The organism is Actinoplanes sp. NPDC023714, from assembly GCF_040639855.1.
GTDB lineage: Bacteria > Actinomycetota > Actinomycetes > Mycobacteriales > Micromonosporaceae > Actinoplanes.
Genome location: NZ_JBFAAR010000002.1, coordinates 1,007,616 through 1,019,709 on the forward strand (window position 1 = coordinate 1,007,616; position 12,094 = coordinate 1,019,709).

General features: G+C 68.8%; 16 protein-coding genes. 9 read left to right on the forward strand and 7 right to left on the reverse strand.

Going from position 1 to position 12,094, the window contains the following annotated elements; genetic code table 11:
• Positions 1-167: 167 nt before the first annotated feature.
• Positions 168-893, reverse strand: a complete 726-nt coding sequence (locus tag AB0G10_RS12810; RefSeq protein ID WP_360919311.1) for a VOC family protein — start codon at positions 891-893, stop codon at positions 168-170.
• A gap of 29 nt (positions 894-922) precedes the next feature.
• Between AB0G10_RS12810 and AB0G10_RS12815 the strand changes: the two genes are divergently transcribed.
• Positions 923-1,435, forward strand: coding sequence for a polyketide cyclase (locus AB0G10_RS12815; RefSeq protein WP_360919314.1), 513 nt, complete (start codon positions 923-925; stop codon positions 1,433-1,435).
• Positions 1,436-1,442: 7 nt separating this feature from the next.
• Positions 1,443-1,751: a hypothetical protein gene (locus tag AB0G10_RS12820; RefSeq protein ID WP_360919316.1), complete on the forward strand. Its 309-nt coding sequence runs from the start codon at positions 1,443-1,445 to the stop codon at positions 1,749-1,751.
• A 12-nt stretch (positions 1,752-1,763) separates the two neighbouring features.
• Here the strand turns inward: AB0G10_RS12820 and AB0G10_RS12825 are convergent, their stop codons facing one another.
• Positions 1,764-2,579, reverse strand: coding sequence for a DUF427 domain-containing protein (locus AB0G10_RS12825; protein ID WP_360919319.1), 816 nt, complete (start codon positions 2,577-2,579; stop codon positions 1,764-1,766).
• A 181-nt stretch (positions 2,580-2,760) separates the two neighbouring features.
• On the opposite strand from AB0G10_RS12825, the gene AB0G10_RS12830 reads away from it, so the two are divergent.
• Positions 2,761-4,101 (forward strand): hypothetical protein, encoded by a 1,341-nt coding sequence (locus AB0G10_RS12830; protein WP_360919322.1) that lies wholly within the window; start codon positions 2,761-2,763, stop codon positions 4,099-4,101.
• 134 nt (positions 4,102-4,235) lie between these two features.
• Here the strand turns inward: AB0G10_RS12830 and AB0G10_RS12835 are convergent, their stop codons facing one another.
• Complete coding sequence (locus tag AB0G10_RS12835; RefSeq protein ID WP_360919325.1) at positions 4,236-5,312, reverse strand: helix-turn-helix transcriptional regulator; 1,077 nt, start codon at positions 5,310-5,312, stop codon at positions 4,236-4,238.
• Between the two features lie 258 nt (positions 5,313-5,570).
• On the opposite strand from AB0G10_RS12835, the gene AB0G10_RS12840 reads away from it, so the two are divergent.
• The 6 genes from AB0G10_RS12840 to AB0G10_RS12865 all read left to right on the forward strand — a co-directional run bounded on the left by AB0G10_RS12840 (position 5,571) and on the right by AB0G10_RS12865 (position 9,652).
• On the forward strand, positions 5,571-5,798 hold the full coding sequence (locus AB0G10_RS12840) for an ATP-binding protein (protein ID WP_360919328.1): 228 nt from the start codon (positions 5,571-5,573) through the stop codon (positions 5,796-5,798).
• 21 nt (positions 5,799-5,819) lie between these two features.
• Entirely contained in the window at positions 5,820-6,305 is a 486-nt protein-coding gene (locus AB0G10_RS12845; RefSeq protein ID WP_360919331.1) for a hypothetical protein, read from the forward strand.
• A complete protein-coding gene (locus AB0G10_RS12850) occupies positions 6,278-7,027 on the forward strand; it encodes a hypothetical protein (RefSeq protein ID WP_360919334.1) in 750 nt (249 codons plus the stop codon). Before AB0G10_RS12845 ends, AB0G10_RS12850 begins: the two co-directional genes overlap by 28 nt.
• A 259-nt stretch (positions 7,028-7,286) precedes the next feature.
• Positions 7,287-8,561 (forward strand): hypothetical protein, encoded by a 1,275-nt coding sequence (locus AB0G10_RS12855; RefSeq protein ID WP_360919336.1) that lies wholly within the window; start codon positions 7,287-7,289, stop codon positions 8,559-8,561.
• Entirely contained in the window at positions 8,558-9,097 is a 540-nt protein-coding gene (locus AB0G10_RS12860) for a hypothetical protein (RefSeq protein WP_360919339.1), read from the forward strand. Before AB0G10_RS12855 ends, AB0G10_RS12860 begins: the two co-directional genes overlap by 4 nt.
• A 30-nt stretch (positions 9,098-9,127) precedes the next feature.
• Positions 9,128-9,652 carry a hypothetical protein gene (locus AB0G10_RS12865; RefSeq protein ID WP_360919342.1) on the forward strand — a complete coding sequence of 175 codons (525 nt, stop codon included), beginning with the start codon at positions 9,128-9,130 and terminating at the stop codon, positions 9,650-9,652.
• A gap of 124 nt (positions 9,653-9,776) precedes the next feature.
• Here the strand turns inward: AB0G10_RS12865 and AB0G10_RS12870 are convergent, their stop codons facing one another.
• The 4 genes from AB0G10_RS12870 to AB0G10_RS12885 are packed head-to-tail and all read right to left on the reverse strand — an operon-like array spanning position 9,777 to position 11,994.
• A complete protein-coding gene (locus AB0G10_RS12870; RefSeq protein ID WP_360919345.1) occupies positions 9,777-10,490 on the reverse strand; it encodes a class I SAM-dependent methyltransferase in 714 nt (237 codons plus the stop codon).
• Positions 10,491-10,499: 9 nt separating this feature from the next.
• Entirely contained in the window at positions 10,500-10,913 is a 414-nt protein-coding gene (locus AB0G10_RS12875) for an arsenate reductase ArsC (RefSeq protein ID WP_360919348.1), read from the reverse strand.
• Positions 10,910-11,644: an MIP/aquaporin family protein gene (locus AB0G10_RS12880; protein WP_360919350.1), complete on the reverse strand. Its 735-nt coding sequence runs from the start codon at positions 11,642-11,644 to the stop codon at positions 10,910-10,912. The genes AB0G10_RS12875 and AB0G10_RS12880 overlap by 4 nt, the downstream gene beginning before the upstream one ends.
• Positions 11,641-11,994, reverse strand: coding sequence for a metalloregulator ArsR/SmtB family transcription factor (locus tag AB0G10_RS12885; protein ID WP_360919352.1), 354 nt, complete (start codon positions 11,992-11,994; stop codon positions 11,641-11,643). The genes AB0G10_RS12880 and AB0G10_RS12885 overlap by 4 nt, the downstream gene beginning before the upstream one ends.
• Positions 11,995-12,094: the final 100 nt, after the last annotated feature.

The window sequence follows — 12,094 nt, forward strand, 5'->3', positions numbered from 1 at the left end:
GTCGTGCGGGGCCGACCGGCATGTGGCGTGCCGGGCCAGCCACGCGTCGATGCGCTTCCCGGCCGCCGTCACACCAACGGCGACGAGGCCTGCACCATCCACCGGCACGGCGGGCGACCCGCCGACGGCGGGGACACGGTCACGAGCTGCTGATCAGATCTCCCACATCAGTTTTTCCACATGAGGCAGAACGGCTTGCCCGCGGGATCGGCGAAGACCCGCCAGTTCTCGCCCTCCCCGGGCAGCCGCGTAGCGCCGATCTCCAGCGCCCGCCGCGACGCCGTCTCCACGTCGGTGACCATGACGTCCAGGTGGATCTGCTGCGGATAGGCCGGGTCCGGCCAGCGCGGGGCGGTGTACTGCTCCACCTGCTGGAAGAGCACCGGCCGGCTCCCGTCCTCGCCGATCATCGCCATGCCGTCGCCCTCGTAGGTGACCGGCTTGCCGAGCAGCACCGCGTAGAAGTGGCTCAGCGCCTTCGCGTCCGGGCAGTCGATCATGACACCCATCAGCGTGACGCGCGGATCGTCGTGGAGGCACACGTCGAACGGGTGGCCGGCCGGGTCGGCGAGGGTGTGCCAGCGTTCGTTGCGGCGCAGCAGCGTCGCGCCGAGCTGCTGCGCGCGGTCGGCGGCGGCGTCGATGTCCGGGACGCGGAAGTCCAGGTGCGCCTGCTGCGGACGCTCCTGCCCGGGCCAGGACGGCGGCACGTGATCGGGCGACTCCTGCAGGCCGATCCGCCAGCCGTCGTCGGTGACCATCGTGATCCAGTCGTCGTCCTGTCGAGGCAGGCGCCGCCAGCCCGCGAACTGCTCGTAGAAGCCGGCCAGGCGATGGATGTCCGGCGCGTCCAGGGCGACGGCTCGCAGCGAGCCGATTGGTTCGGTCGTCATGGACCGATCCTGCACCCTATTGTGGACGGATGCTCGGGGATCGGTGGGGCGTTCACGACGACGAGACGCGCCTCGTTTTCCCCTGCGACGCGTTCGTCGCCGAGCCCACCCTGCGCGCCTGGCGTGGCGTCGATGTCGCGGCGCCCGCCGCCGAGCTGTGGCCCTGGGTCGCTCAAGTGCGGAAAGGCCCCTATTCGTACGATGTGATCGACAACTGGGGGCGGCGCTCCCCACGACATCTGCTCGGCCTGCCGGAACCGCGGGTGGGTGAGCCGTTCACGTCGTCCGGCGGCCGCCCGCTGGGCCGGATCGTGTCGGTCGAGCCCGCTCATCAACTGACCGGCGCGATCATGGGCGGCTTCATGTCCTATGTGCTGGTCCCCGTCACCACGGCCCGGACCCGGCTGCTGCTCAAGGTGGTGGCCCGCACGCCTCCGCTGATCGCCGTCGCGCTCTCGGTCGGCGATCTGGTGATGGCCCGGCGGCAGCTGCTCACCTTCAAGGCCCTCGCCGAGCGGAACTGTCAGACCCGCGCGTCATGATGGCGGGGTGCCCTCTTCTTCCCTAGGCGAGCTGCTCGCCGCCGTCGTGGCCCGGGCCGTTGTCGACTTCGAGGACCGCAACGCCTACGTGCGCGGCGGCAGCGCGGTCCACGCCGTGGCGACCGTTCGCTGGCTCGGTGACCTCGAGGTCCCGGCCCCGCTCTGCCACGTCGGCGTCAGCGGCGGCGAGCTGGCCGCGCTGCGCCCCACGACCGCGCCCGTGACGTGCCGCCGCTGCCTGCGCAAACAGGGCGCCGACGAGTTGGCGGCCCTGCCGTCCACCGAGCAGCTGCCGCTCTTCCCCTTCCGGCGCTGATCCCGCCCTCCCTCAGCCGACGCCGAACTCGTCCTTCATGACGGTGGCGACGGCGGAGTCGGGGCGTTCGCGGGGCACGCCGTCGACGGTCACGTCGACGACCTCGTCGAAGAAGGCGACCAGGCCGGCGAGCGGTGACGCGTCGGGCAGCGGGTCCGGATATGTCCAGGCCAGGTTCTCCCCGGCGGCGAAGGAGAGGTAGGTGGCGCGGCCCTTGTACGGGCAGGCCGTCACCATGTCACCGGGGGTCGCCTCCGCCCTGAGGTCCTCGCGCGGCAGGTAGAAGCGCGGGTAGAGCTTCGTCTCGAACACCAGGGTCGGTGCGTGCGACTCGGCGAGCAGCACGCCGTCCCGCTCGATGCGCACGTGCCGGCTGCTGCGCCGCGCGTCGACGCGGGAGAACGGGTCGCGGGGGTGCGAGAACACCGGCTCGTCCTCCTCCGTCCAGTCGAACGCGCCGAAGTCGAACACGATGTGACCGGCCAGATCGGCGTCGTCGGGGCGGAACGCGGCACGCTCGCGGACGTCGCCGCCCACCCGCACGTCATACGTCGTCCCGGGCGTGGAGTGCGCCGCGAACGGGATGCCGGGGTGCAGCACCGGCACGTCGCTCGCCGGCGCGGGCTCGGCGGCCACCAGGTCCGCGCGGACGTCCTCCTCGGGCACGGCGTAGGTGGGCACGATCCGGCGCGGCTCCCACACCAGCAGCGCCCCACGGCTGTCGGCGACGAGCCGGCCGCCGAGCCGGGCCCGCACCCACTTGCCCGTCGGCTCGTGCCGCAGCACGCCCATGAGCCGCATCATCTCGTCACCGACGTTCACACTCATGCCGCCAGTCTCACCGCCCCACCCGGGCCCGGCCCTCTTTCATCGGATTCGCGACTCGTCCACCGCGCTCGAGTCGTCTCCGTGGGGTCCGCCGTTCGGACGCTTGCCGGGTCGCCTCCGCGACACGCCGCTCGCGGCGGGCCGGGAACCGGAGTGAGACTGGCGGTTTCGGGAGGTCGCCATGACTGTGCGACACGTATGCACCACCGCCCTCACCCTCGCGGCCGTCACCGTCACCGCCGGCGGGTGTCCGGAGCCGGAGAAGAAGAGCAACGCGTCGGACTCGTACGTCTGCACCGTGGGAACGGATTCGGTGGCGCAGACCGTGAGCGGGCACGGCGTGTTCATCAAGGTGGGCGAGACGTCCACCCGTACCCTCGCTGTCACCGTCGATCCGAGGACGCGCGCACGAACGTACACAGCGACTTTGATCTATGAACTTGGAGCCGGTGCCGGCGTCAACTCGATGTTCAGCGCCCAGGTCGGGAAGTGGGTCGGCGGCCTCGCGCCCTCCGCCAAAGCAGCGATCGAGGGCACCGCGGGCGTCGGCTTCACCTATGAGCGAGGCGACAGCGACGACGCCGAGGACGTGCTCGGCGAGAAGTGGCCGCCCGACCGCTGGAACCGCATGATCGTCACCCTCGGTGCGCGCGCGACGGGGCAGGCGCAGGCGCTCGGCGCCGACCTGGCGAGCAAGGTCTCGGTGGGTGAGGACGCCAAGGCCTTCCTCACCGTCTTCCCGGACGGCGGTTTCAGCATCACCCGGTCTGGCACCGCCACCCTCGAGGGGAAGGCGCCGAGCTGGCTGCTGCGCCGCTTCGGGGTGAAGAGCGACAAGGTGTCGGCGGACTGGCGTGGCCGGCTCGCCGTCGCCTACGAGCTCCTCTTCGACGCGGCCCGCCGCCCGATCCGGCTCAGCACCGTCGTCGACACCGAACGGGACAAGAAGATCACGCAGTCCACCCGCGTGGTCAACCTGCGGAAAAAGCGCAGCGAGAGGGCGGTCCGCAAGGCCATCGGCAACGTGCTGAAGGACCCGCTGCTCTCCGCCGTCACCGCCGACCGGATCTTCTTCCGCGATTCGGCGAAGGCGAAGGGGCTGTGGAAGGAACTGGACCGGGCCGAGACGACGGTCAGCGCCACCTACGAGGTCGACACGAAGGTCGCCGACTACCCGCTGGACATGGGCCAGTTCGGCATCGCCTACCGGGACGTGAAGATCAGCCGCAAGCTCGTCTCCTCGCACATCCGCAGCGGCGGCGGTGAGCAGCGGATGTCCTGCACCGGCCGGCCGGAAGCGCCGGAGCCGCCCGCCAAGACCAAAAAGTATCGCGAACTGCCCGCCGCCCGGATCCCGGCACCGGAGCCCTCGCCCGAGCCGAGCATCACGGCGGATCCCTCGCCGTCCGGCTCCCTGACGCCGTCACCGCCCGACCCGAGCGTCGAGATCACCCCTTCGGAGCCGCTCACCACCACGGAAGAGACCACCGAGGCTCCTCTGCCCACCCCGGGAGAGATCTGAGATGCGTACGAATGTTCAGGACGCGTCCCGGAACTTGCGGGGTGAGGAGCCGACCACGCGACGGAAGGCGGTGCAGACCGCGGTCAACCCTCCGATCTGCGGCCCCAGCGGACGCCCCGGGATGACCAAGGTCGTCAGGCTGAAGCCTCGCGCAGCCGCCGGCCATAGAACTCCCTGATAGCGGCGCGCTGATTCGGGACGTCCAGCTTCGTATAGATCTTGTTTATCTTGTTGTGCACGGTCTTGGCGGAGATTCGCAGCTCGCTGCCGATGGAGTCGGCGCTTCGCCCGCTGGCCCACAGGCTCATCAACCGCACTTCATCGGGCTGCAGCCGGCACCATCGGTCGTCGTAGGCGTGTGCAAGATCGATACGCAGGACGCCTTCCCGGTCTCCATGACGACCGAACCACAGAACGACGAAGGAGGCGTCCCCGGCGAAAGACGGGACTACGTATGGGCGGCGGCTTGACGGCGGCACTCCGGCCAGATGCCGTGCCACGTCCGCCAGCGCCGCCGGCAGTGGCGCACCTCGTGCGAACGGGCCGAGACATTCATCGACGATTCCCCACAGCGCGCCACTGCACATCCGCACCAGGCCCAGCCGATCCACGGCTATGACGGCGACCTGTTCCGAAGTCTGGAGCTGGGCCTCGAAGTCCTGGGACAACCGCAGGTACATCTGATGTTCCGCCCGCTCGACCGCCACCCTGAATTCGTCTCGTACAACCCGCATCAAAGCCTGATCCCGGTCGGAGAAGCATCCCCGCTCAGGGCCCGACACGCTCACGCCGCTGTGATGAAGCCCGCCGAAGTTCGTCACGATGGCCAGTTGATCCTTGACCCCGAGCGGACGGAAATACTCCCGATAGAGAGCGGTCTCCTCCCAACGCCTCCGGTCAGGGGCACATTGCGACAGGGTCACAGGCGTTTCATCGGGATGCGTCAGACAATAGCGGAGCAACGGCTGTTGCATGTTGTGCCGCTGATAAATGGCGAAATCACGTTGCATCGCCCGGTGAAAGTCGGACGGCTCGGCGACGGCAACCTCCAACATGGTCGACGGGTGGACCGAGTGCAGCACAGCACCCTGCGCACGCGCCCCCATGGCACCAACCAGATGCAGCAGCGCTGCCTGCGCCAGATCGGTCAGATCCAGGTACGGCTTGGAGCGCAGCACGTCGATCAATTCGGTGGCTTTGCGGTCGACCATAACCGTGTCCGAATACGAAGAATTGTTTGTCCCAGCCTGACACAGCCTCATCAATTGGGACAGGCATCCCGGCAGTGACGGCATGCCACCCTTCCGGAAATCAGCAGGGCAGACTTATGGAAAGAAGGCGTACGTCGCAGATCTGACAGCGGTTACGGCCGGAACCCGTATCGTCTCGCGAATCGAGCGACGGTCACGGAGGCCTGCACGGTGGGCGCGGCCGGTGGCGGAGAACCAGCCACATCGGTCACATCCGACGTGGCGACACGCCTGATCGGCCGGACGGCCGTACAGAACGCTCTGCTCGCGGCGTCGGATGATGCCGTCAGCGGGCGGACCGCGGCAATCGCCGTCGAAGCCGGGGCCGGCAAAACGGTCCTGATGGAGTGGTTGATCGACGCGGCGGTCGGCCGGCGGATGAAAATAGTGGCTGCCCGACCGGTGGAGGGCGAGCCAGCCTGGCCCTGGCCGTCGTCCTCGACGTGATCCGTCCGCTCGCCTGAAACCTTGACCGACCGCCTCATCCTGTCTGTCGCGACACTCGCTCGGCTCGCCGCTGCAGCCGAGGACCGTCCCCTGCTGCTCGTGGTGGAGGATGCGCACCGGGTTGACCCCGTGTCCGGTCGTGCGCTGAATCTCGCGGTATGGCGCCTGCTCGCCGACCATGTCGCTGTCGTCCTGGCATGGCATCCCACCGCTGCCGACCGCATTGTCGGCCCGTGGCCCCGTCCAAGTCTGCCGGGCCTGAACGCCGATGATGTCGCCGATCTGATCACCGCGGAGTCCGGCGTTCAGCCGTCAGCAGCGGTGATCTCCCGGATCCTCGACGAGACGCACGGTAAAGCGCTGGCCGTCAGCACCCTGGCGCGGCGTCCTTTCGACCCGGTTCTCGCTGGCGCGGCGCCCATGCTGATCACCCTGCCGCTGCGCGACGTCGCGCAGCGTACGTTCGCTGATCTCATGAGGTGCTCGCCGCACGCGGATCGGCGGTAGCAGATCTGGGGGGCCCCAAGGCGCTGTCTCGGCTCGGCCTCGCCGCCGAGGACGTCACTCCGGCCGAGTCGATCGGGCTGCTGGAAACGTCGGCCGAACGGATGGCGTTCCGGCATCCGTTCTATCGGGCGGCCGTGCTCGAGGTAGTCGGCTCCGCCGAGGTCCGCCGTGTGCCCGCCGCGCTCGCCGCCGCGGCCGAAGGACTGGATCTACAGCGGCGCGCCTGGCATCGAGGCCTTGCCGTCCTGGGTACCGACGAGGCGGCAGCGCAGGCGTTGGACGACGCCGCCGCGTTGCCGGAGAACTGCGCGGGTGCGGCCGCCGCCGTCGGGCTGCGAACGCTCGCGGTCGCGGTCAGCCCTCCAGGCGGTGCCCGCGATCGCCGTGAGCTCGACGTCGTCCGGTCCCTCGCCGCGGTCGGGCACCACGCCGAGGCCCGGCATCGGCTGCGGCTGCTGCTCGACCGCGACGAGGCGGCGTCCGCGATACGCGCCGACGCGATCCACCATGAAGCGCGCCTGATGCCGTGGGACACCCCGCTCGACAGTCAGCCGTCGGCGATGTCCGCCCCTGGATGGGCTGCCTCCGTGTCAGATGTCGGCCTTGCTCGCAGTGGCAGTTCTGCGCGCGCAACCGCGCCGAACTTGAACGCTACGGTGACCTGGCCCGCGCCGCGCACGCGTACCTCGACTCGGTCGCCGCATGCTCGAACGCCGGAGTGACACTACGCCGCCGGCGGCGCACCGCGGCCTTCCGAGCATTGCTGCAACGGGCCATCGACACCTTCGCCGCCCATGGCGCCGCCGGGTGGGGCGCACGGGCGCAAGACGAACTGATCGGACGCGGTCGTGCCTCGGCAACGTCCCGTCACACTCTCGGCTCCTACCTTCTGTCGAAGGGCCCATCGCGGGAAGTTTTCCCTATCCCGGGTCTGCCTTGCCGAGGTGAGCTGGGACGGATACCGGCTCGAGAGAGGAAGTCATGGTGGAACCGACGACGATCCGAGTGATGGTGTTCGGTGAGGCCGGGGCGGGAAAGACGGTCTATCTGGCGGGCATGTTCCGGCAACTGTCCGTAGCCCGGCCGGATTCGATCATCACACTGCACACACGCGAGGTCGACCGCCTGAAACTCAACAGAATCTACACGGACGTCGTCAACCCGCGTCTGCACGATTTCCCGGCCACCACAACGTGGGTGGCCGATCCTTGGCACTTCACCTGCCAGTTCACCAACCAGCACGGAACCTTCTACCCCATGGCCGTGGAGTACCTGGACTACGACGGCCGGATGCTCGACCCGATCCACGGCGAATTGGAGATGTCGGACGACGATGTCGACGCCGACCCCGGATTGCAGCAGCTGTACGCATACCGTGACCGGGCAGACGCCTACCTCATATTGATCGACGGCCTCAAGCTGCTGCGCATGCTGTGCGGGGCACCGGAGCTGGAGCACTGGCTGGAAAACTACCTGGGTCAGCAACTCCAGGTGATAGAGCGGCGCCAGGACCACACCGGCCGCCGGCCGCCGCTCCATCTCGTCATCACCAAGTGGGATCTCCTCGACGGACGAGTAATCGATGGCGAACCGGTTACTCTGGATACGATCGCGCAGCTCCTCACCCGGCAAGGGATCTTCGCCGACCACCTCGAGCGGCGCTTCCACGACAAAGATCGCCCGGTGCGGCTGATCCCGGTCAGCGTGACGGGGCCGTTCGCTGCGTTCGACGAGCAGACCGGCCGAGTAGTCAAGGTGCCGGGCCAGCCGGTCATCCCCTGCAACGTGGACATTCCCTTCGCCGCGCTGCTGCCGGACATCCTGCGATGGCGACTCGATCAGATGGTGACCGACCTGCGATCCCCTGCCGACGAGCGGACCGTCGAGCGTTTGCGACGCAGTGCCCTTCTACTCAGGAGCGCTCGCGGACTGACCGATTCCGTCAGGTCCCCGCTGGGCGGCTGGATCACGCGCAAGCTGCTGGCCCGGGGCGTCGGGACATCGGCGTCGGCGCGGACGGCCACCGCCGAGATCACCAAAGGCCTGCTCGATCAGTTGGGTGTTTACTTCGACAACCGTGAGCGCCTGGCGAGGGAACGCCTCGCCACGGTGGAGGAGGAGCACCGGCGACGCCTACAAGCGATCACCACCGAGCGTGAAGCCTTCGCTCTCATGGTGGAGAGCTACATCGCCCACCTCGATGATTTCGAGGACAGGCACCCCGGTTCTGTTCTCACGGCGGGGGTGCCGGCATGACCGCCGTGTCCAGTCCGGCCGTGTGGCCTTTCGCTATCGTGCAGAGCAAGCTCATCGTCTCGCCGGACTTCCTCGTCGAGAGCGCCCGATCCGACCCCCGGATCCGCCGGCTTCTGATTAACGAAGCCCGGATCGATCAGTCAAGGGGTCGCGCGCTGCACCACAGAGTGATGACGGTTCCGGGCCGCGGCAGCTTCGAGCTCGCCTACCGGTACGTCCCTATGCCAGGAGGCGCCCGCGACGACGCCACCCGGCCGCTGCACGTGCTAGAGGGTCTCCTCTGCAATCAGCCGGGCACGCCCATCGACGACGAGGTGATTGATCGCTACCGTCACCAGCTCGACGCGCGGCTGGAGCGCTACCTGGTGGAGGGATGGTCGGGACCGCCCGCTCCGTCGCACAGTGAGCCGATGGGTGAGTTCGATGACAGTCCAGACGAGACAAGTCCGCCTCCGGCGGGGGTGCTCGTCATGCTCGCGGCGATTGGAGCGGCCGCCGTCATCGTGTTGATCATCAGGAGGCTCCTGAGCTGGTGATCTGACGGGCGCTTCGAGGAGGGCGTGAGAATGCAGGCATCTGACATCGTTGCTCTTGGATCGACTGCTGTCGCCGTCGCCGCTCTGATCCTGACGGCCTACCTGGCTCGTCTGAACCTCCGACATCAACAACTGGAAGCACATCGAGGACGACTGTGGGAGCGGAAGGTCAACACCCTTTTGGAGTTCCTTGAGTGGCTCGAGACCGATGCCGCCGATGGCAGGCGGGCGAGCAGCGGCGATGCGGTTGACCAGGCCCCTCGGCCATCGAAGTCGCTGTACGTTCGCCTTCACGCGTTCATGCCGCAGGGCTTCATGGAGGAATTGGCGGCCGGGTCCCTGGCGATCGGGAAGTGGCGCCTCGCTCTCGCACGGTTCGACGAGGGCGAAGCGGCACGAGCTGATGTGGACAATGCTGCGGATGAGGCCCACCGTCACCTGCAATACATGCGGGCTCTGGCTCGTAACGAGGTGCGGTTGATGCCGCATAGGTCTGAAAAGATCACCCCGGCCTTCCTCTCATTGCTACAAGATCGCCGCTTGACTAGAGGCTAGGTATCCGGCTCGGCGAGCGGTGCACCGTCCCACACGATACGCACGTGCCGCATGCTTCGCCGCGCGTCGACGCGGCGGAACGGGTGGTCGGGAAATCCTCGCCCGTGCCCGCGCAAGATCCGAGTCAAGAAGGTTTGCGGGCCAGCAGCAGCTCGCAGCGTGCGGTGCCGTCCCTGCGGCGGCCGAGGGCGGTCAGGGGTGTGCGGTCCACCGTGAAGCCGGCCGCCCGCAGGTCGTTCGTGACGGCGTCGAGTGGGGTGGTGCGGTAGTACATGACGAACGGCGGGCGGATCACGGCGTTGCGCAGGCGCATCGCGGTGTCGAAGCCGAGCAGGACCCAGTGGGCCGGCGAGGTGATCGGGGGCGGGGTGCCGATCGGGAAGGCGAAGAGGCCACCCGGGCGCAGCGCCCGGTGGACGCCCGCGAACAGCGCCGGCCGCTCGGACGGCAGGAAGTGCCCCATCGCGCCGAACGTGACCGCCAGGTCGAACTCGCCGGCGAACGGCAGCTTCCGCGCGTCGGCGCGCACCAGCGTGGCGGCCGGGTGGGCGGCCTTCGCCTGCGCGAGCATGCCGGCGCTGAAGTCGACGCCGGTCACGCCACCGGGACTGAGCCGTTCCAGGACGGCGAGGCCCGCCCCGGTGCCGCAGCAGACGTCCACTCCCCTGCCGAACGGCCCGCGCCCCGCCAGCTCGGCGACGGTCACGTCCAGGATGTCCGCGGGCGTGCGGAACGGCGTGTGGTCGAACTTCGGGGCGAGCAGGTCGTAGCCGCGCTCGACCGAGGTGAGGGCCTGGACGCAGAGCTCGCGCAGGGAGGGTCCTTCGGGCGAGAACACGACCCGAGATTACCGCCGGCCCACCGCGAGATCGTCGAGCAGCGCTTCGACGCGGGCCCTGATCTCGTCGCGGATCGGGCGGACCGCGTCGACGCCCATGCCGGCGGGGTCGTCGAGCTTCCAGTCCTCGTAGCGTTTGCCGGGGAAGACGGGGCAGGCGTCGCCGCAGCCCATCGTGACGATGACGTCGGACTGCCGGGCGGTGTCCCAGGTCAGCTTGGCGGGGGTCTGGCCGGTGATGTCGATGCCGACCTCTCTCATGGCCTCGACCGCGGCCGGGTTGACGGTCTCGGCCGGCGCCGATCCTGCGGAGCGGACCTCGACGCCGTCACCGGCGAGGTGGCGCAGCCAGCCGGCGGCCATCTGGGAGCGGCCGGCGTTGTGGACGCAGACGAACAGGACGGCGGGCTTCGGGTTGCTCATGGGGTTCCTCGGGTCGGCAGGGGTGCGGGGTGTTCGACGACGACGTCGTCAGTGGTTCTTCCGGCATCGGGATACAGCGCCAGGAGCAGGCCGACGCCGACGATCAAGCCGACGATCTGGAAGGCGATGAACCCGGGCACCGAGGACGGGGCGATGCCGGCGAAGGTGTCGGTGAAGGCGCGGCCGACGGTGACGGCGGGGTTGGCGAAGCTGGTGCTGCTGGTGAACCAGTAGGCCGCGCCGATGTAGGCGCCGACCGCGGCCGGCGCCACGGCGGCTCTGCCGGACCGGGCGAGGGCGAAGATGAGCAGGATCAGTCCGGCGGTGGCGACGACCTCGCCGAGCCACAGGTGGCCGGCGGCGCGCTCCTTCGTCGAGAAGGTGACCGGGGCCAGATCGAACATCAGATTGGCGAGGACGGATCCGGCGATGGCTCCGGCGAGCTGCGCTCCGGCGTACCCGATGAAGTCCTTGATCGTGAATCGCCGGTTGAGGAACCAGTCCGCGGCGGTGACCACCGGATTGAAGTGGGCGCCGGAGACCGGTCCGAAGATGAGGATCAGCACGGCGAGGGCGAAGGCGGTGGCGACCGCGTTCTCCAGCAACTGCAGGCCGGCGTCGCCCGGGGAGAGCGTGGCGGCCATGATGCCGGAACCGACGACGGCGGTGACCAGCAGTGCGGTGCCGAGGAACTCGGCAAGTAGCCGCCGGGCGGTTCCCGTCGCGGTCACGCCGGGGACTCGTCGACGGCCAGCAGGGTCGACAACTGGCGCATCAGGCCGGGGCGGGGGCGGTAGTAGACCCAGCTCGCGCGCCGTTCGCCGTCGATGAGGCCGGCCTCGCGCAGGACCTTCAGGTGGTGCGAGATGGTCGTACCGGAGACGGTGAACGCCGGGGTGAGGTCGCAGACGCAGATCTCGCCGCCCGGTGCGGACGCGATCATCGACATCAGCTGCAGCCGGATCGGGTCGCCGAGGGCCTTGAACGCCTGGGCGAGGGTGCCGGACACCTCCGGCGCGATGCGCTCGACCGCCATCGGCGAGCAGCAGGGCGCTTCGGCGGACGTCTGTGGCTTTGACATGCGTCGAGGTTGACAGATATCGAAACCGCATGCAAGCGTGGCTTCGACAAGCATCGGATTCGAGAACTGTCGAAATCATTCGCCTCGCGAGGAGAGCCGA

Bases quoted from the DNA above. Each gene is read 5' to 3' on its own strand.
- AB0G10_RS12810 (WP_360919311.1), bottom strand. From the start codon at position 893: ATGACGACCGAACCAATCGGCTCGCTGCGAGCCGTCGCCCTGGACGCG.
- AB0G10_RS12815 (WP_360919314.1), top strand. From the start codon at position 923: ATGCTCGGGGATCGGTGGGGCGTTCACGACGACGAGACGCGCCTCGTT.
- AB0G10_RS12825 (WP_360919319.1), bottom strand. From the start codon at position 2,579: ATGAGTGTGAACGTCGGTGACGAGATGATGCGGCTCATGGGCGTGCTG.
- AB0G10_RS12830 (WP_360919322.1), top strand. From the start codon at position 2,761: ATGACTGTGCGACACGTATGCACCACCGCCCTCACCCTCGCGGCCGTC.
- AB0G10_RS12835 (WP_360919325.1), bottom strand. From the start codon at position 5,312: ATGGTCGACCGCAAAGCCACCGAATTGATCGACGTGCTGCGCTCCAAG.
- AB0G10_RS12855 (WP_360919336.1), top strand. From the start codon at position 7,287: ATGGTGGAACCGACGACGATCCGAGTGATGGTGTTCGGTGAGGCCGGG.
- AB0G10_RS12860 (WP_360919339.1), top strand. From the start codon at position 8,558: ATGACCGCCGTGTCCAGTCCGGCCGTGTGGCCTTTCGCTATCGTGCAG.
- AB0G10_RS12865 (WP_360919342.1), top strand. From the start codon at position 9,128: ATGCAGGCATCTGACATCGTTGCTCTTGGATCGACTGCTGTCGCCGTC.
- AB0G10_RS12875 (WP_360919348.1), bottom strand. From the start codon at position 10,913: ATGAGCAACCCGAAGCCCGCCGTCCTGTTCGTCTGCGTCCACAACGCC.
- AB0G10_RS12885 (WP_360919352.1), bottom strand. From the start codon at position 11,994: ATGTCAAAGCCACAGACGTCCGCCGAAGCGCCCTGCTGCTCGCCGATG.